Here is a 17368-nt window from a genome sequence, read left to right on the forward strand (position 1 = left end):
CGGACCCGGCCCACTTCTTTACGCGGTGACGGAATCCAGGGCCGGCGCCAGCACCGTGAACGCCTCCCCGATCAGCGCGCCCGGATCCTCGGCGCCCTCGCCCCCGCTCCACCGGTGCAGCACGGCGTCGAAGGCGGCCAGTGCCATGCCCGCCGCGAGCCGGGGATAGAGGTCGGTCCCGGGATCGCGCCCGAGCCGGACCGCCAGCTCCTCCGTCAGCTCCTCCCGCCACCGCGCCTGGTGCTCCAGGAAGCGGGCCAGCAGCGCGGGCGTCCGCAGGATCAGCCGGACCACCGGCAGGGCGCGCTCGGCGTGGTCGCCGCAGGCGGTCAGCGGTACGGAGACGGTGCGGAGCAGCGCCTCGGACGGGCGCTCCCCGGCGGGCCGGGCCGCGAGCCCCGCGCGCATGTCGGCGCCCATGCCGGCCAGGAACTGGACGACCACGTCCTCCTTGGACGCGAAGTACCGGAAGAAGGTCCGCTTCGAGACCCCGGCGGCGGTCGCGATCTCGTCGACGGTCACCGCGTCGAAGCCCCGGAGGGCGAGCAGCTGGAGGGCCGCCTCGGTGAGTTCGGTCGCGACGAGCTGGCGTTTGCGCTGGGCGAGGGTGGTCACGGGCTCGATGGTACGCGGTGACTCCCATGGCATCCAGAGTCATACTTGACACTCGGTGACACGAACGGCAACGTGTGCCGCATGACTGACAAGCAGCGCTGGACCGCCGACCGGATCCCGGACCAGACCGGACGGGTCTCCGTCGTCACCGGGGCCAACAGCGGTCTCGGCCTCGCCACCATCCGTGAACTCGCCCGCCGGGGCGGGCGCGTGATCCTCGCCGTACGGGACGAGGAGAAGGGCCGACGGGCCGCCGAGGCCCTCGGGGCCGACGCCCGCCTCCTCGACGTCCGCCCGCTCGACCTCGCCGACCTCGACTCGGTGCGCGCCTTCGCGGAGCGGATGCGCGCGGAGCACCCGCACCTCGACGTGCTCGTCAACAACGCGGGCGTGATGGCCCCGCCCCGCACGCTCAGCCCCCAGGGCCACGAGCTCCAGTTCGCCACGAACCACCTCGGGCACTTCGCGCTCACCGGGCTGCTGCTCGACCTGCTCGCCGCCGGGACCGACCCCCGGGTGGTCACGGTCAGCTCGATCAACCACCGGCAGGGCAGCCTCCGCTTCGAGGACCTGAACGGCGAGCGCGGTTACGCGCCGATGGCCTTCTACAACCAGTCCAAGTTCGCCAACGCCGTCTTCGGCAAGGAGCTGCACCGCCGCCTGACCGCGACCTCCAGCCCGGTCCGCAGCGTGCTCGCCCACCCCGGCTACACCGCGACCAGCCTCCAGATGAAGGACACCTCCGGCCTGGCGAAGCTGTTCTTCGGGCGCGTCGGCAATCCGCTGCTCGCCCAGCGGCCGGAGCGGGGCGCGCTGCCCCAGCTGTACGCGGCGACCGATCCGTCCGTCGCGGGCGGCGAGTTCATCGGCCCGGACGGCATGGGCGAACTGCGGGGCGCCCCGACCCGCGTGCGCCTCTCCGACGCGGCGGGAGACCCCGGGACGGGCCGCCGGCTGTGGGAGGAGTCGGAGCGTCTGACCGGAGTGCGTTTTCTCAGTTCCTGAGCATGCCTAGGAGTGCTAGGTTTCTTACTAGAGCCTCTAGGAAGGAAGAGTCCGTGGTGCGACGCGCGGGAGTCACCGTCGACGGCCTCGTCCGGGCCGCCGCCGAGATGGCGGACGAGAGCGGCCTCGACAAGGTCACCGTCTCGGCCCTGGCACGCCGCTTCGGAGTCAAGGACGCGAGCCTCTACTCGCACATCAAGAACCTGCGGGACCTGCGGGTGCGGCTCGCGCTCCTCGCCTCGGGCGAGATGAACGACGCCATCGGAGCGGCCGTCGCCGGCCGCTCCGGCAAGGAGGCGCTCGTCGCCTTCGCCGACGCCTACCGTGACTACGCCCTCGCCCACCCCGGGCGGTACGCGGCCACCCAGCAGCGGATCGACCCGGCCGAGGTCGCCGACACCGCCGTCTTCCTGCGCGCCGTCGAGCTGACGCAGGGCATGCTGCGCGGCTACGGCCTCCAGGAACCCGACCTCACCGACGCCGGACGCCTGCTCCGCAGCACCTTCCACGGCTACATCCACCTCGAACTGAGCGGCGGCTTCGCGCACTCCCGCCCCGTCGCCGACTCCTGGGCGCGCTCGCTCGACGCGCTCCACCACGTCCTGCGGAACTGGGGGAACGGATCATGAAGGTCGTCGACGTCGGCACGGTGAAGGTCCCGGGGGCCACGCTCCACCACGAGTCACGCGGCACCGGGCCCGTGCTCCTGCTCGTCCCGGGCGGCGCGGGGGACGCCGGCCTGTTCGAAGGAATGGCGGACCTGCTCGCGGACGCCGGGCACACGGTCGTCTCGTACGACCAGCGCGGCCTGTCGCGCAGCCCGCTCGACGGGCCCCTCGGCGACCAGCGGGTGGCCGAGTGGCGCGAGGACGCCCTCGCGGTCCTGGACGCGGTCTCGCCGGACGAGCCCGCGTACGTCTTCGGCAGCAGCTCCGGCGCCATCGTCGCCCTCGCGCTGCTCGCCGCCCGCCCGGACCGGGTGCGCCGGCTCGTCGCCCACGAGCCGCCCCTGGTGGAACTGCTCGCCGACCCCGCCCCGTACCGCGACCACTTCGCCGAGGTGCGCGAGCTGCACCGCACACAGGGGCTCGGACCGGCGATGGCCCGGTTCTCCGAGACGCCCGACGGCCGGAAGCCGGAGCGGCGGAGCGGCGAACTGCCCGCCTCCATCCGGCCGATGGCCTCCCGCATGGCCGCCAACATGCCGGTCTTCCTGGAGCACGTCCTGTGCCCCTTCTCCTCCTCCGCCCCGGACCTGGACGGGCTGCGCGCCGCCGCCGGGAAGCTGGTCCTGGGCGTCGGGCGGGAGTCGGCGGATCAGGAGGCGCTCGTCGGGCCGTCCCGGCGGATCGCGGAGCTGACCGGGGCCGGGACCGTCGCGTTCCCCGGCGGGCACGTGGGCTGCGTGGAGCACCCGGCGGAGTTCGCGGAGGTGCTGGTCAGCGCCATGAGGCGGTGACCTCGCGGGTGTCGACCCGCATGCCGAGCGGCACCCGCCAGGAGTCCACGCACACCGTGTACGTCTGCGTCCGCGCCGTCCCGGCGGCGATCGGCGCGGGCAGCGGCTGACGGGAGGAGACCGTCCCCCAGTCGGTGCCGAGCAGCCCGATGATGTGCGTCGCGAAGCCGACCGTGCCCGAAGTCGCGGCGGAACCACCGGTGTTGCGGAAGGTGACGGTGACCCGCTGGCACCAGCGCTGGTCGCCGTCCGCGAGGCCGGGAGCGGAGACGGTGAGCACGGCGGGCCCGGGCGCGGTGGTCGGCGTGGGCGAGGACGGGGGCGTACCGGTGCCGGGCGGGGCGGTGCCCGGCGCGGTGGAGGGGGTACGGGGCGGGGTGCCGGTGCTCGCGTGACCGGGCGACGCGGTCGTCGGAGCCGCACCCGACCCCGGTCCCCTGGGGGAACCCGTACTGGATCCCGCACGAGGAGACCCGGAGGCACCGGGGGTCCCCGGTGTCCCGGAAGGGCCCGGAGAGGGGGCGCCGGCGCCTTCGGGGGACGCCCCGGGGCTTCCCGGGGCCATGGGCGACGGGGACGACGTGCTGGACGTCGTCCCGCTCGCGGAGGGCTCCAGGGGGACCAGGGTGACCACGCCCGAAGGGGCGACCGCGCCCTTGAGGGAGGGGCCGGCGCCGACCGCCGCGTACCCCTCGCCGTCTCCTCCTCCGCCGCACGCGGTCAGCGCCCCGCCGAGGCAGAGCGCCACCGCCGCGAGTCCCGGCTTCCTTGGCCACATGCGCCCCAGTCTGGCTGACGAGGCGTCAACAGTGCGGCGTTTTGGGCAAGTCAGTCGGAGATGAGGCCCTCGCGCAGCTGGGCGAGGGTGCGGGTGAGGAGCCGCGAGACGTGCATCTGGGAGATGCCGACCTCCTCGCCGATCTGCGACTGCGTCATGTTGGCGAAGAAGCGGAGCATGATGATCTGCCGCTCCCGGGGCGGGAGTTTGGCGAGCAGCGGCTTGAGCGACTCGCGGTACTCGACGCCTTCGAGGGCCGAGTCCTCGTAGCCGAGGCGGTCCGCGAGGGAGCCCTCGCCGCCGTCGTCCTCGGGCGAGGGGGAGTCGAGCGAGGAGGCGGTGTACGCGTTGCCGACGGCGAGGCCGTCGACGACGTCCTCCTCCGACACCCCGAGCACGGCGGCGAGTTCGGGCACGGTGGGGGAGCGGTCGAGCTTCTGGGCGAGCTCGTCGCTGGCCTTGGTGAGGGCGAGGCGCAGCTCCTGGAGCCGGCGCGGGACGCGGACCGACCAGGAGGTGTCGCGGAAGAAGCGCTTGATCTCGCCGACGACGGTCGGCATCGCGAACGTCGGGAACTCCACGCCCCGTTCGCAGTCGAAGCGGTCGATCGCCTTGATCAGGCCGATGGTGCCGACCTGGACGATGTCCTCCATCGGCTCGTTGCGGGAGCGGAAGCGGGCCGCCGCGTACCGCACGAGGGGGAGGTTGAGCTCGATGAGGGTGTCGCGGACGTAGGTCCGCTCCGGGCTGTCGGCCGCGGCGCCCTCGGTGTCGAGGGCGCGCAGCCGCAGGAACAGGGAGCGCGAGAGGGTGCGGGTGTCGAGGGCGCCGGAGGTGAGGAGCATCGGCGGGGGCGCGGTCTCGGCGGTCTCCGTGCTGTTCACGGGCTCCGTGCCGTCGGTCGCGGTCGGCGCGGTCGTCTGCGCGGGCACGGGAACGGGCGTGAGCGTGAGCACCTTCGAGCTGCCCAGTTCTGTGGACATGCCACCCCCTTGAGGTCGCGGACGGTCGCGGTCGCCGCGACCATCTGAGGAACGCAGCCACCACCTGAATACCGGCGGCGGGGCTGCGGCAAACTCGGTTCCAGCAGAATGTCACATGTCGGCAACACGCTGTAGTGACTTGTCGACACGGCGAGGTGACATATCCGCAGGAAACAAGGGGTGTGCGGCATGTGAGGCGCCGTCGAACTGCTCCGAACCGGTCTACCCGTTCCGGTTACGCCTCGATCCTGTTTGCGGATCTCAGGCGTGCGAAGCTCCGGGCGAGGAGCCTTGACACGTGCATCTGGGAGACGCCGAGCTCCTGGCTGATCTGAGACTGGGTCAGGTTGCTGTAGTAGCGCAGCATCAGGATCCGCTGCTCCCGCTCGGGCAGCTGGACGAGCAGGTGGCGGACGAGGTCGCGGTGCTCGACGCCGGCCAGGGCGGGGTCCTCGTAGCCGAGCCGGTCGAGCAGTCCGGGCAGCCCGTCGCCCTCCTGCGCGGCCTCCAGGGAGGTGGCGTGGTACGAGCGGCCGGCCTCGATGCAGGCGAGCACCTCGTCCTCGCCGATCCGCAGCCGCTCGGCGATCTCCGCGGTCGTGGGGGAGCGGCCGTGCGCGGTCGTCAGGTCCTCGGTGGCGCCGTTCACCTGCACCCAGAGCTCGTGCAGCCGGCGCGGCACGTGCACGGTCCGGACGTTGTCGCGGAAGTACCGCTTGATCTCGCCGACGACGGTCGGCATGGCGAAGGTGGGGAACTGCACGCCCCGGTCGGGGTCGAAGCGGTCGATGGCGTTGATCAGGCCGATGGTGCCGACCTGGACGACGTCCTCCATCGGCTCGTTGCGGGAGCGGAAGCGGGCCGCCGCGTACCGCACGAGCGGCAGATTGGCCTCGATGAGGGCCCCGCGCACCCGGTGGTGCTCGGGGGTGCCGGGTTCCAGGTCCTTGAGCTGTCCGAAGAGCACCTGGGTGAGTGCCCGGGTGTCGGCGCCTCGGCTGCTCTGCGGCCGGGGGCGCGGGGTGTCGGTGGCTCCGCCCGCCTCGTGCTGGGGCGGGACCTGAGGTGCTGTACTGGCCGGCACGTTCACGCCACCCCTTTGGCTGGTCTTGCTGGTCGACTGGGTCGGCTACGGTCAACTCATCCGTCAAAAGCGGTCATAGCATCACAAGACATGTCCACTGTGTGCAAGCACCGCATACTCACGTGTTGAGGGCATGTTGGCGGAAAAAGGGGAGGTCACGCACGGAAAAGGCCCCCCGCCGCGACGGCAGGGGGCCCAGGGGTGACGCGAGGTCTAGAAGGCGTAGTCCGCGATCACCCAGGTCGCGAACTCGCGCCACTGGGCGACGCCCGCCTGGTGCGCCGGGTGGTCCAGGTAGCGCTGGAGCGCGTCCGTGTCCTCGACGGCCGAGTTGATGGCGAAGTCGTACGCGATCGGCCGGTCGGTGATGTTCCAGTCGCACTCCCAGAACGTCAGCTCCGGGATCTGCCCGCCGAGCGCGCGGAACGCCTCGACGCCGGCGACCACCCGCGGCTCGTCCCGCGAGACGCCGTCGTTGAGCTTGAAGAGGACCAGATGGCGGATCACGGAGGGCTCCTAGTTGATCAGTTCGGTCATGAACTGACCGACTCCCTGGGCGGCGCTGGAAATGCCCTCGAACCCTACCTGCACCAGATCGGCCGCCCGGGCCGGGGAGGTGACGATCGTGTACACGATGAAGACCATGACCGCGTACAGCGCGACCTTCTTCGCCTGCGCCATCTGTCCCGCCCTCCCCTGTTCCCCCGTCGAACGACCGCGCCACTCTAACCGAGGCCTTATGGACCAAGGGCCCGGCGATCCGGGCCTTTCGTCGTCCCCCGGAAGCGTGACGGGCGAGCAGTATGGATGTCGAGCCCGGCGGGTCTGGCAGGAATCCGAGGGCTCGAAGGAACCGGCCCGCACTGCGGGGTCCGCGCCGCGAGCTTCCCCCCTGACCGCGGCGCAGGACTTGCCGGACCGGTTCTCGTCGGGGGGAGCGGCTTGTCCCCCCGATGCCGTTCCCCCCGTCCCAAGCCCCGTTCCGACGGAGAAGGCCCCGGCCGCGCCCCGCGCGCGTACCGGGGCCTTTCGCGTAGGGGCCCTCAAAGGCAGCGAAGGCGCCCCCTCAAGGGCACCGAAGGCACCGGAGATACGCCGAAGGGCCCGGTGCTGATGCACCGGGCCCTTCGATCGAAGCGGTAGCGGAGGGATTTGAACCCTCGGTGAGTTTCCCCACACTCGCTTTCGAGGCGAGCTCCTTCGGCCGCTCGGACACGCTACCGAGAGAGAGCTTAGCCCAAAGTTCCGCTGCGATGAAATCCGTATCCCTCCGCAGGTCAGAAGGAGGGTCAGCGAGTGCGGAAGAAGGCCGTCAACTGCTCGGCGCACTCCTCGCCGAGGACGCCCTGGATCACCTCGGGACGGTGGTTCAGCCGCCGGTCCCGCACGAGGTCCCAGAGCGAACCCGTCGCGCCCGCCTTCTCGTCGAGCGCCCCGAACACCACCCGCTCGACGCGCGACTGGACGAGTGCGCCCGCGCACATCACGCACGGCTCCAGGGTCACGACCAGCGTGCAGCCCGTCAGCCGCCACTCGCCGGTCACCGCGGCCGCCCGGCGCAGGGCGAGCACCTCGGCGTGCGCGGTGGGGTCGCCGGTGGCCTCCCGCTCGTTGTGCGCGCGGGAGATCACCGCCCCGTCCGGACCGAGCACGACCGCGCCGACCGGCACGTCACCGGCGGGCGCGGCCGCGTCGGCCTCGGCCATGGCGAGCCGCATGGCCTCGCGCCAGGGGTCGCGAACGGGATCCGGAACGGGCACTGCCACTAGCGGACGGCCTCCAGGACGTCCGCGGCGCCCAGCGCGTCCGCGATCTCCGCGAGCGCGTCGCTGTCGAGGGCCAGCAGGTCCTCCGCCGACATGCCGAGGTCCGCCAGGATCAGCCGGTCGCCCACCGGAGCGGCCGGGACGGCCTCGGCGGCGACGGAGCCCGCCTCGTCGTCCTCGTCCACGCCGTCGTCGAGCGGCTCACCGTCCTCGGTGCCGTCCAGGTCCAGCGTCTCCAGGTCGTCGTCCAGGTCGTCCAGGCCGTCCCCGAGGAGCTCCCGGGTGAGCATCTCCCCGTACGAGGAACGGGCGGCGGAGGCTCCGTCCGAGACGTAGATGCGAGGGTCCTCCTCACCCTCGATCCGGACGATCCCGAACCACGCGTCCTCCTGTTCGATGAAGACGATCACCGTGTCGTCGTCCGAGGCCTCGCGGGCCAGCTCGGCCAGATCCGACAGGGTCTCCACGTCGTCGAGCTCCGTGTCGCTCGCTTCCCACCCGTCTTCGGTGCGCGCGAGCAGTGCGGCGAAGTACACCTGACTCTCTCCCACTGATCAGAGGTGTGACGTTCCGGCGGCGCGAGCCTGATGCCCCGCCCAATCGGCATCGTGACAGATGCGACGCCGTCAGGAGAGGTCTTCGGCTCTTGCGTCGTGCATCAGTCTGAACGACCCCGCGATCGGGCGGGCGTGCGACCCCGGCGCACGAAGGGGGCGCACAAAGGATGATCCGGCCGGCACCCCACCGGAGCTCACCACCGGAAGGTCCGCATGCGCATCGCCTGGCGCATCCGGGCGGCCCGGGCGCGCCGCGGCTGCACGCGCTCGCGCAGCGCCTTGGCCTCGTTCAGCTCGCGGAGGAACTGGGCGCGGCGCCTGCGGCGCTCCGCGTCGGTCTCCGGCGCCGGCTCCCGGGCCGCCCCCTCGGCGGCGTCCTCGGCCGGTTCTTCCAGGTCGGGCATGGGCCACACCACCCCATCGCTGGGTCCCTGTGCCCCCACTTTCCCCCAGCGCGGTGGGTCGACGCCAGTGCGGGGCGGGCTACTGTTGAGCCATGCGTCTCCACGTCGTCGACCACCCCCTGGTCGCCCACAAGCTCACCACTCTGCGCGACAAGCGCACGGACTCCGCGACCTTCCGGCGTCTCGCCGACGAGCTGGTCACCCTGCTCGCCTACGAGGCCACCAGGGACGTGCGGACCGAGCAGGTCGACATCGAGACCCCCGTCACCCCCACGACGGGCGTGAAGCTGTCGCACCCGCGTCCGCTGGTGGTGCCGATCCTGCGCGCCGGGCTCGGCATGCTCGACGGCATGGTCCGGCTGCTCCCGACGGCCGAGGTCGGCTTCCTAGGCATGATCCGCAACGAGGAGACGCTGGAGGCGTCGACCTACGCGACGCGGATGCCGGAGGACCTCTCGGGCCGCCAGGTGTACGTCCTCGACCCGATGCTGGCGACCGGCGGCACGCTGGTCGCGGCGATCCAGGAGCTCATCAAGCGCGGCGCCGACGACGTGACCGCGGTCGTGCTCCTCGCCGCCCCGGAGGGCGTCGAGGTCATGGAGCGCGAGCTCGCGGGCACGCCGGTGACCGTCGTGACCGCCTCGGTCGACGAGCGGCTCAACGAGAACGGCTACATCGTCCCGGGCCTGGGCGACGCGGGCGACCGCATGTACGGGTCGGCTGAGTAAGAACCCTCAGCACTTTCCGGTCGGTACGGGCGCGGGCTTGGTCAGAGCGACCAGGGCCGCGTCCGCCGTCGCTTTCGGGGCCAGCGTCTTGAACGCGGTCCCGATGATCAGGTCCACGTCCGCCGTGGCCCGCGTGTCGGCCTTGCTCGTGGTGCCCGCGAGCTGGGTGCCGAGGACCGGGAGGGCGCCCTTGACGGCCGTGGTCGCGCCGAGCAGCAGGCCGGTGCCGGGGACCTTCTTGTCGTAGGCGACGGGCGCGTTCCCCACCTTGCCGATCTTGAAGCCGCGCTTCTTGAGCTCGTCCGCGGTCGTCTTGGCGAGCCCGCTGCGCGGGGTCGCGTTGTAGACGTTGACCGTGATCTGCGCGGGCTTGGGGAAGGCGGCGGCGGGCGCGGTGGTCGCCTTGGGCGCGGGCTTGCAGTCGGTCTGCTTCCCGGCCGTCGTCTTCGTGCCCTCGCCGCCCGAGAAGACGTCGACGAGCTGGAGCGTCCCCCAGCCGGCCGCGCCGAGCACGACCACGGCGGCGGCGGACGCGAGGACGATCCTGCGCCGGCGGTGGGGGCGGCGCATGCGGGGGTAGACATCCCCCGTGATGCGGTACTTTCCGCCCATGCCGGGGGGAGTGAGCATGCTCATGAACGCAGCGTAATGCCGCCCGTCGGCGATGCCTACTTGATGATCATGTGATCGCGTCCGGATGGGGTGGAACTGCCCCTCGAAAGGGTCAGCCGGGCAGGGGGCCCGGCGGCGTCAGTCGAGTTCCAGGACGCGGGCGTGCAGCACCTGGCGCTGCTGGAGCGCCGCGCGGACGGCGCGGTGCAGTCCGTCCTCGAGGTAGAGGTCGCCCTGCCACTTCACGACGTGCGCGAAGAGGTCGCCGTAGAAGGTGGAGTCCTCGGCGAGCAGGGTCTCCAGGTCCAGCTGGCCCTTGGTGGTCACCAGCTGGTCGAGGCGGACCGGGCGCGGGGCGACGTCCGCCCACTGCCGGGTGCTTTCCCGGCCGTGGTCGGGATACGGCTTTCCGTTTCCGATGCGCTTGAAGATCACACGGAAAGCCTACCGGGCGAGCGGCTCCCGGCGCAGCCACGCGAGGGCGGTGGGATGCTGGTGCGAACCGTGACAAAAGCGAAATTGGGGTCCCGTCATGAGCGTGAGCGAGCCGCCGCCGACCACCGGGACGACCGGGCCCGCCGCCGAGATCGCCGCCGGGTACGCCTTCGACGGCCCCGCACTCGAACTGGGGGCGCTGCTCTGGGACGGCGTCTGTCACCCGGACGCGCGCATCCGCGTCCCGCTGCCCGTGCTCAACCGCCACGGTCTGGTCGCCGGGGCCACCGGCACCGGCAAGACGAAGACGCTCCAGCTGATCGCCGAGCAGCTCTCGGCGAACGGCGTGCCGGTCTTCCTCGCCGACGTCAAGGGCGACGTCTCCGGCGTCTCGGCGCCCGGCCAGGACGGCGAGAAGGTCAGACAGCGGGCCGCCGAGGTCGGCCAGGAGTGGCGGGCGAGCGGATTCCCCTGCGAGTTCTACGCGCTCGGCGGCACCGGCCCCGGCATCCCGGTCCGCGCGACGGTCACCAGCTTCGGCCCGGTGCTGCTCTCCAAGGTGCTCCAGCTCAACCAGACGCAGGAGCAGTCGCTCGGCCTGATCTTCCACTACGCCGACTCCAAGGGCCTGGAGCTGATCGACCTCAAGGACCTGCGGGCGGTGGTGGCCTTCCTGGTCTCGGACACGGGGAAGGCCGAGCTCAAGGGGATCGGCGGTCTCTCCACCGTGACGGCGGGGGTGATCCTCCGCTCCCTCACGGCCTTCGAGCAGCAGGGCGCGGGGGACTTCTTCGGGGAGCCGGAGTTCGACACGGCCGAGCTGCTGCGGACGGCGGCGGACGGGCGGGGGATCGTCTCGGTCCTGGAGCTGCCGGCCGTGCAGGACAAGCCGCAGCTGTTCTCGACCTTCCTGATGTGGATGCTGGCGGACCTCTTCGGCGACCTGCCGGAGGTCGGCGACCTCGACAAGCCGAAGCTGGTCTTCTTCTTCGACGAGGCGCACCTGCTGTTCAGCGGGGCCTCGAAGGCGTTCCTGGAGGCGATCACGCAGACGGTCCGGCTGATCCGCTCGAAGGGCGTCGGGGTCTTCTTCGTGACGCAGACCCCGAAGGACGTCCCCTCGGACGTGCTCGCGCAGCTCGGGAACAGGGTGCAGCACGCGCTGCGCGCCTTCACCCCGGACGACGCGAAGGCCCTGAAGGCGACGGTGCGGACCTTCCCGAAGTCGCCGTACGACCTGGAGGAGGTGCTGACCGGGCTCGGTACGGGCGAGGCGGTGGTCACCGTACTGAGCGAGAAGGGCGCGCCGACTCCGGTGGCGGCGACCCGGCTGAGGGCCCCCGAGTCGCTGATGGGGCCGGTCGACGCGGCGGCCCTGGACGCGGCGGTGAAGGCCTCGCCGCTCTACGGGCGGTACGCGCAGGCGGTGGACCGGGAGTCGGCGTACGAGAGGCTGACCGCCGAGCAGCGGGCGGCGGAGGCGGCGGCGCTGGAGGCCGCGGCCGCGAAGGAAGCGGCGAGGGCTCCCGCTCCGAAGGACCGGAAGGACCGGAAGACGGAGGAGGAGCCCTCGCTCGTCGAACAGGTGGTGGGCAGCGGGATCTTCAAGTCCCTGACCCGGTCGATCGGCACCCAGCTGGGCCGGGAGATCAGCCGTTCGCTCTTCGGGACGGCCCGCCGCAGGCGCTAGCTACCGCGTCACCTCGTCGTGGTCGCCGTGCAGGCCGCCGCCGCTGCCCGCGTCGCCGGTGGTGGGGGTGGAGACGACCGGCTTGCGCAGGGAGGAGAGGTCGTGGGCGTAGGTGCCCACGGCGTTGGCGATGACGTCGATGTTGGCGTCGAAGGCCGTCATGTCGATGTTGCTGATGTCGTCGCCCTCGGCGTGGTAGTTCACGTCGTACGCGACGCCCGCCTGGCCGCCGAACCTGGCCGCCTGGGCAGGGGTCTTGATGCCCTCGGCGCCGGTGAAGGTGCCGCCGGAGGGGATGCCGACCTCGATGAACGGGCCGTAGTCGGAGCGGCCGGTGAAGTCGGTGCCCTCGTGCGGGAGCCCGCGCGCGTCCATGAAGTCGGTGATGTCGCGCTCCAGTTGGGCGGAGCCCTCGGGTCCCGCGCCGGCGCCGACGCCGTCCGAGTTGTCGCCGTCGTACACGAACAGGCCGTAGTTCGGCGAGGCGATCATGTCGAAGTTGAGGTAGAGCCTGATCTCCTTCTTGTCGAGCGCCGTCAGGCTGTTCACGTAGTGCTCGGAGCCGAGGAGGCCGACCTCCTCCGCCGACCACCAGGCGAAGCGGACCTTGTTGCGGACCTTGTCCTTCGACTTGGCGAGCTCCAGGGCGGTCTGCAGGAGGCCGGCGGAGCCGGAGCCGTTGTCGTTGATGCCGGGGCCCGCGGTGACGGAGTCCAGGTGGGAGCCGAGCATGACGGTCTCGGCGGCGTTGCCGCCGCGGGTCTCCGCGATGACGTTGTTGGTGGAGCGCTTCTCCTGGAGCTGGCGGATCTCGAAGGAGAGCGAGACCGGGCCCCCGGCGAGGTCGGCGGCGAGCTGCGTGCCCTCGGCCAGGCTGATCCCGCCGGTGGGGATCTTTCCGGAGGCCGGGTCACCGAGGGTGCCGGAGAGGGCGCCGTCGACGTTGTTGTAGACGATCGCGCCGGCGGCGCCGGCCGCGGCGGCGTTCTGCTGTTTGACGGCGAAGGTGCAGCCGCCGCGCTTGATCAGCGCGATCTTCCCGGTGAAGGTGCCGGAGGCGAAGTCGCCCGGCTCGCAGCCGGTGGTCCCGTCGGCGTCGACGGGCACGGCCGCGAGCTCGGCGGTGATGCCGCCGACCGGGGTGGACTGCGTGTACGTCATCGCCTTGATGTCGAGGGCCCGGGGCGCGGGCGCGACGACGGAGGCCTTCTCGGCGAGCGTCTGGGTGTAGATGAAGTCGAACCGCTGGTACCGGACGTCGTATCCGGCCTTCTTGAGCTGCGTGTACACGTACGCGGCGGAGGCGTCGTGGCCGAGCGTGCCGGCCGCCCGGTTCCCGCCGGCCGAGTCGGCTATCGCCTGGAACTTCTGCAGGTGCTTGTAGGCGTCCTGGGCGGTGGTCTCGCGGACCAGCTTCTTCGCCAGCCTGGCGGCATCGCGGGCGGGTGCGGCCGTGGGGTCCTGTCCCGCGGAGGCGGGGGAGGCGAGGACCAGCGGCGTGGCGAGGGCGGCGGCGGCGAGGACGGCCGCGGCCCGGCGCTGGGATGCGTTCACAGAAGTCCCTTCCCGATACGGACGAGGTTGAGGGGAAGTTAGCGATCGTGAGGGCATTCTGTGAACAGATCCTTCGCAATTCCCGTCAGATTGATCGGGAATGACATGTGGAATTATCAATTCCCGCCCTGTCGGCCCGACTTCACCCCTTCGCGAAGCGGTCGAGGGACGCCAGGATCAGCCGCCCGGTCTCCTCGCCGCCCAGGTGTCCCCGCTTCTCCACCGCGTGCAGCTCGGCGTCCGGCCAGGCGCGGGACAGCTCCCAGGCGGTGGTGAGCGGCCCGCCCATGTCGAGCCGTCCGTGGATGAGCACCCCGGGGATGCCGGCGAGCCGGTGGGCGTCGCGGATGAGCGCGCCCTCCTCCAGGAAGGCGCCGTGCGCGAAGTAGTGCGAGCAGATCCGGACGAAGCCGAGCCGGGCGTCGTCGACCCGGTCGGTGTACGGGGTGCCCATGCCCTCCGGCGCGAGGACCGCGTCCTCCCAGGCGCACCAGTCGGCCGCCGCCTTCTCCCGTACGGCCCGGTCGGGGTGGTTCATCCGGGCGGCGTACTCCCCGACGAGGTCGGCCGCGTGGTCCGCCCCCGCCCGGAAGCGCTCGTGGGCCTCGGGGAAGAAGGCGCCGACGCCCTCGTACAGCCAGGCGGTCTCGGAGCGGCGGGTGGTCGTGACGGCGGCGATCACGATCTCCGACACGCGCTCGGGGTACGCCTCCGCGTACGCCAGGATCAGCGTCGAGCCCCAGGAGCCGCCGTACAGCAGCCACTTGTCGATCCCGAGGTGCTCCCGCAGCCGCTCCATGTCGGCCACCAGGTGCGCGGTGGTGTTCACGGACAGGTCGGCGGCCGGGTCGCTCGCGTGCGGGGTGGAGCGCCCGCAGCCGCGCTGGTCGAAGAGGACGAGCCGGTACGCCTCCGGGTCGAACCAGCGCCGGCTGCCGGGGGAGGAGCCGGAGCCCGGTCCGCCGTGCACGACGAGCGCGGGCTTGCCGTCAGGGTTCCCGGAGACCTCCCAGTGGACGCGGTTGCCGTCGCCCACGTCGAGCAGGCCCTGGTCGTACGGTGCGGTCACGGGATGCATCCGGCCGACGCTACCGGGCTGCCGGTGTCACGGCGCGAGGTTTCCCCGCACCCGTACGGACGGGTCCTCGCACCACTCCAGGAGCGAGGGCCACTCCCCGTACCCCGAGTCGGGGTTGAGGTGCTCGCCCTCCCGTACGGGGTCCAGGTCGAGGCCCAGCGGGATGCCGTAGTGCAGATCGGCGCCCTCGGGGCAGTACGGGTCCCCGTCCCCGTACACGAGCCGCGCCTTCAGGTCCGCCTCCGTCAGGTCGAGGCCGTCGGCGAAGGCGGCGATCTCGGGGATCGAGGCGGTGACCCGCGGGGAGGGCGGGGCGACCAGGAGGACCCGGTCGGCATCCGGCCGGCGGGCTCCGGCGCGCAGCCACAGCAGCACCGACAGGCTGTGCGCGAGGACCACGAACTCGCCCTCGGCCGGGCGCTGCCCGTGCTCCTCCAGGGCGTCGAGCCACTCGTCGAGGACGGGCGCGTCCGGCGAGGGCAGCTGGGGGTAGCGGACCTCGTGGCCGCGCTCGCGCAGCTGCCCGGCGAGCCAGTGCTGCCAGTGGGCGGGCGGACGGTGGTTCTGGAAGCCGTGCAGGATCAAGTACGTGGTCATGGCGTGATCCTGGACCGGCGGCGGCCCGCCGGTCCACCACGTGCCACGGACCGGACTGGCCGGGCGGGCCGGACTGGCCGGACGGGCCGGGCCGGCGGGAGACGGACGGACCGGAAGGGCCGGGCCGGCGGGAGACGGACGGACCGGAAGGGCCGGACCGGCGGGAGACGGACGGACCGGAAGGGCCGGACCGGCCGGAACGGACGGACCGGTCGGACTCAGGCCCGGAGGGCCAGGAGTCCCTTCACGCCCGCCTTGAGCCGCTCGGCCGACAGCTCCTGCTCGACCGTCAGGTGGTGCATGACGTCCGGCGAGAACGGCGCGAGCGCCAGGTGCGCGAGGAGCGTGCTGTCGCTGCCCGGGCGGAGCTGCCCGATGAGCAGGGCCATGTGCGTGTGCATCACCCGGTACGCGCCGCTGTGGTAGCGGGCGCGGGGCGCGGCGGAGTGCGCCGCGAGGAGCAGGGCGCGCTGGGCGGCGACCCGGTCGACGAGCGCGTCGAGGAAGGCGTCGAGCCGTTCGGCGGCGGGGGCGCCGGGGCCCAGCGGGGGAGGGCCGCTCATGTACGCCTCCTGGAACTGGCGCTCGCGGTCGTCGAGGAGCGCCCACAGGAGCTGGGAGACGTCGCCGAAGCGGCGGTAGACGGTGCCGACGCCGATGCCGCTGGCGTGGGCGACCTGGTTCATGGTGACGGCGTCGGGGCCTTCCTCGGCGACGATCCGGGCGGCCGCGTCGAGGATCCTGCGCCGGTTGCGGGCCGCGTCGGCGCGCTCGGGGGCGGGGGCGTCGACGGTCGGGAGCAGGCTGAGAACCGGCACCGCCGCCCTGCCTCCGGCCTGCGGGTTCTCCGTACTCATCTGCCGACTCCTGTCCTGACTGTCCCGTGGCGAGCATACTCGTCCCCCCGGTGAAGCGGATAGGAATCCGTTTCACCGGGGTGCTCCCGTGCCTCCGCGCCGGGGACGCCCCTACGCCAGGGAGAGGAAGAGCTTCTCCAGGCGGGCCCGCATCGCCTCGGGGTCCTCGCCGTTCTTGCGACCGTCCTCGATGTCGGTCAAGCACTGCTGGAGCCCGGTCGCGATGATCGCGAACCCGGCCCGGTCGAGGGCCCGGGAGGCGGCCGCCAGCTGGGTGACGACCTCCTCGCAGTCGCGCCCTTCCTCGATCATCCGGATCACGCCGGAGATCTGGCCCTGGGCCCGGCGCAGCCGGTTCAGGACGGCCTTGAGCTCGGCGCCCGCGAGATCGAGTTCCACTGTCACTCCTCCACAGATACCCCAGGGGGTAATTTTACTCCCCGGCACGGGGTTCCGTCGAAGACCAAGGATGGCACCTGCTGACACCTGTCAGGGTGCGTAGCGGCACAGGAACATCTCCACCCCGTCGACGACGAGCCGCTCGCTCAGCTCCTCGGTGAGCTCCGTGCCGTACTGCTCGAACACCATCTGCGGGAAGACGAGCAGCGAGTACAGCTGGAGGACGGCGACCTCCAGGTCCGGGATCGCGAGCCGCCCCCGGTCCGCGAGGGCGCGCAGGGCGTCCGCGACGGCGGGGTGGTGGCCGGCCGGTCCGTGCGCGCGCCAGGCGCGGCCCAGCTCGGGGAAGCGGTGGAGCTCGGTCGCGACGAGGGTGCGCAGGGCGCGGCCCTCCTCGTCGGCGCGGACGGCCCGGGCCCAGGCGCGCCCGGCCTCGGTGAGGGCGGCGTGCAGGTCCTCGGCGTCGGCGAGGAGGGCGAGGTCGGGGCCGCCGGTCTCCCCGTGCAGCGGTTCGTCGAGGGCGCCGGCGACGACGGCGGTGAAGAGGGCCTCCTTGCTGCCGAAGTGGTTGTAGACGGTCACCTTGGAGACGCCCGCCTCGGCGGCGATGGCGTCCATGCCGACGCCGAAGCCCTCGCGGAGGAAGAGGTCGCGGGCGGCCCGCACGATGGCCTGGCGCTTGCGGGCGGCGCGGGGGCCGGTGGGGGCGGGCTTGGGGTCCATGCGGGGAGCGTACCAAGGGAACTGAACTCTCAAGTTCAGCTGCG

22 protein-coding genes and 1 tRNA gene are annotated in these 17368 nt (G+C 72.2%); 5 read left to right on the forward strand and 18 right to left on the reverse strand.

The window, feature by feature from the left end:
* Positions 1–18: 18 nt before the first annotated feature.
* On the reverse strand, positions 19–648 hold the full coding sequence (locus ACFYUS_RS16465; protein ID WP_388851510.1) for a TetR family transcriptional regulator: 630 nt from the start codon (positions 646–648) through the stop codon (positions 19–21).
* Between the two features lie 48 nt (positions 649–696).
* Between ACFYUS_RS16465 and ACFYUS_RS16470 the strand changes: the two genes are divergently transcribed.
* The 3 genes from ACFYUS_RS16470 to ACFYUS_RS16480 are packed head-to-tail and all read left to right on the forward strand — an operon-like array spanning position 697 to position 3079.
* A complete protein-coding gene (locus tag ACFYUS_RS16470) occupies positions 697–1620 on the forward strand; it encodes an oxidoreductase (protein WP_388851513.1) in 924 nt (307 codons plus the stop codon).
* A gap of 56 nt (positions 1621–1676) precedes the next feature.
* Positions 1677–2249: a TetR/AcrR family transcriptional regulator gene (locus ACFYUS_RS16475; RefSeq protein ID WP_388851792.1), complete on the forward strand. Its 573-nt coding sequence runs from the start codon at positions 1677–1679 to the stop codon at positions 2247–2249.
* Positions 2246–3079 (forward strand): alpha/beta fold hydrolase, encoded by an 834-nt coding sequence (locus tag ACFYUS_RS16480; protein ID WP_388851516.1) that lies wholly within the window; start codon positions 2246–2248, stop codon positions 3077–3079. Before ACFYUS_RS16475 ends, ACFYUS_RS16480 begins: the two co-directional genes overlap by 4 nt.
* Here ACFYUS_RS16480 and ACFYUS_RS16485 read toward each other — a convergent pair.
* The 9 genes from ACFYUS_RS16485 to ACFYUS_RS16525 form a co-directional block, all read right to left on the reverse strand.
* Complete coding sequence (locus ACFYUS_RS16485) at positions 3060–3857, reverse strand: hypothetical protein (protein WP_388851519.1); 798 nt, start codon at positions 3855–3857, stop codon at positions 3060–3062. The two genes, ACFYUS_RS16480 and ACFYUS_RS16485, sit on opposite strands and share 20 nt — an antisense overlap.
* Positions 3858–3907: 50 nt before the next feature.
* A complete protein-coding gene (locus ACFYUS_RS16490; protein WP_388851521.1) occupies positions 3908–4840 on the reverse strand; it encodes an RNA polymerase sigma factor SigF in 933 nt (310 codons plus the stop codon).
* Positions 4841–5075: 235 nt separating this feature from the next.
* Positions 5076–5924: an RNA polymerase sigma factor SigF gene (locus tag ACFYUS_RS16495; RefSeq protein WP_388851524.1), complete on the reverse strand. Its 849-nt coding sequence runs from the start codon at positions 5922–5924 to the stop codon at positions 5076–5078.
* A gap of 213 nt (positions 5925–6137) precedes the next feature.
* The gene (locus ACFYUS_RS16500; protein WP_388851527.1) at positions 6138–6431 is read right to left on the reverse strand and encodes a Dabb family protein; all 294 of its coding nucleotides are present in this window, start codon (positions 6429–6431) and stop codon (positions 6138–6140) included.
* 9 nt (positions 6432–6440) lie between these two features.
* A complete protein-coding gene (locus ACFYUS_RS16505) occupies positions 6441–6605 on the reverse strand; it encodes a hypothetical protein (RefSeq protein ID WP_167352206.1) in 165 nt (54 codons plus the stop codon).
* A gap of 456 nt (positions 6606–7061) precedes the next feature.
* Positions 7062–7146, reverse strand: a tRNA-Ser gene (locus ACFYUS_RS16510).
* Positions 7147–7213: 67 nt separating this feature from the next.
* Positions 7214–7642: a tRNA adenosine(34) deaminase TadA gene (gene tadA / locus ACFYUS_RS16515; RefSeq protein ID WP_388851795.1), complete on the reverse strand. Its 429-nt coding sequence runs from the start codon at positions 7640–7642 to the stop codon at positions 7214–7216.
* Between the two features lie 47 nt (positions 7643–7689).
* Positions 7690–8226, reverse strand: a complete 537-nt coding sequence (locus tag ACFYUS_RS16520) for a hypothetical protein (RefSeq protein ID WP_388851797.1) — start codon at positions 8224–8226, stop codon at positions 7690–7692.
* 215 nt (positions 8227–8441) lie between these two features.
* A complete protein-coding gene (locus ACFYUS_RS16525) occupies positions 8442–8651 on the reverse strand; it encodes a hypothetical protein (RefSeq protein WP_388851530.1) in 210 nt (69 codons plus the stop codon).
* 92 nt (positions 8652–8743) lie between these two features.
* On the opposite strand from ACFYUS_RS16525, the gene upp reads away from it, so the two are divergent.
* A complete protein-coding gene (gene upp / locus ACFYUS_RS16530; protein ID WP_017240523.1) occupies positions 8744–9379 on the forward strand; it encodes a uracil phosphoribosyltransferase in 636 nt (211 codons plus the stop codon).
* Between the two features lie 6 nt (positions 9380–9385).
* On the opposite strand, the gene ACFYUS_RS16535 is transcribed toward upp, so the two are convergent.
* Both ACFYUS_RS16535 and ACFYUS_RS16540 read right to left on the reverse strand, forming a co-directional pair.
* Positions 9386–10015 carry a LytR C-terminal domain-containing protein gene (locus ACFYUS_RS16535; RefSeq protein WP_388851533.1) on the reverse strand — a complete coding sequence of 210 codons (630 nt, stop codon included), beginning with the start codon at positions 10013–10015 and terminating at the stop codon, positions 9386–9388.
* Positions 10016–10129: 114 nt separating this feature from the next.
* Positions 10130–10426, reverse strand: a complete 297-nt coding sequence (locus ACFYUS_RS16540) for a type II toxin-antitoxin system VapB family antitoxin (protein ID WP_030209440.1) — start codon at positions 10424–10426, stop codon at positions 10130–10132.
* Positions 10427–10523: 97 nt separating this feature from the next.
* On the opposite strand from ACFYUS_RS16540, the gene ACFYUS_RS16545 reads away from it, so the two are divergent.
* The gene (locus tag ACFYUS_RS16545) at positions 10524–12116 is read left to right on the forward strand and encodes a helicase HerA-like domain-containing protein (protein ID WP_388851536.1); all 1593 of its coding nucleotides are present in this window, start codon (positions 10524–10526) and stop codon (positions 12114–12116) included.
* Here the strand turns inward: ACFYUS_RS16545 and ACFYUS_RS16550 are convergent, their stop codons facing one another.
* From ACFYUS_RS16550 to ACFYUS_RS16575, 6 genes are all read right to left on the reverse strand, one after another.
* The gene (locus ACFYUS_RS16550; RefSeq protein ID WP_388851539.1) at positions 12117–13670 is read right to left on the reverse strand and encodes a M28 family metallopeptidase; all 1554 of its coding nucleotides are present in this window, start codon (positions 13668–13670) and stop codon (positions 12117–12119) included.
* Positions 13671–13812: 142 nt separating this feature from the next.
* A complete protein-coding gene (gene pip / locus ACFYUS_RS16555) occupies positions 13813–14748 on the reverse strand; it encodes a prolyl aminopeptidase (protein WP_388851542.1) in 936 nt (311 codons plus the stop codon).
* 27 nt (positions 14749–14775) lie between these two features.
* The gene (locus tag ACFYUS_RS16560) at positions 14776–15345 is read right to left on the reverse strand and encodes an RBBP9/YdeN family alpha/beta hydrolase (RefSeq protein WP_388851545.1); all 570 of its coding nucleotides are present in this window, start codon (positions 15343–15345) and stop codon (positions 14776–14778) included.
* Between the two features lie 218 nt (positions 15346–15563).
* Positions 15564–16202, reverse strand: coding sequence for a TetR/AcrR family transcriptional regulator (locus ACFYUS_RS16565; protein ID WP_388851548.1), 639 nt, complete (start codon positions 16200–16202; stop codon positions 15564–15566).
* Positions 16203–16313: 111 nt separating this feature from the next.
* Positions 16314–16601, reverse strand: a complete 288-nt coding sequence (locus ACFYUS_RS16570) for a metal-sensitive transcriptional regulator (protein WP_388851550.1) — start codon at positions 16599–16601, stop codon at positions 16314–16316.
* A 90-nt stretch (positions 16602–16691) separates the two neighbouring features.
* Positions 16692–17324: a TetR/AcrR family transcriptional regulator gene (locus ACFYUS_RS16575; protein WP_388851553.1), complete on the reverse strand. Its 633-nt coding sequence runs from the start codon at positions 17322–17324 to the stop codon at positions 16692–16694.
* Positions 17325–17368: the final 44 nt, after the last annotated feature.

The sequence above is a fragment of the Streptomyces sp. NPDC004284 genome, from assembly GCF_042874035.1.
Classification (GTDB): Bacteria; Actinomycetota; Actinomycetes; order Streptomycetales; family Streptomycetaceae; genus Streptomyces.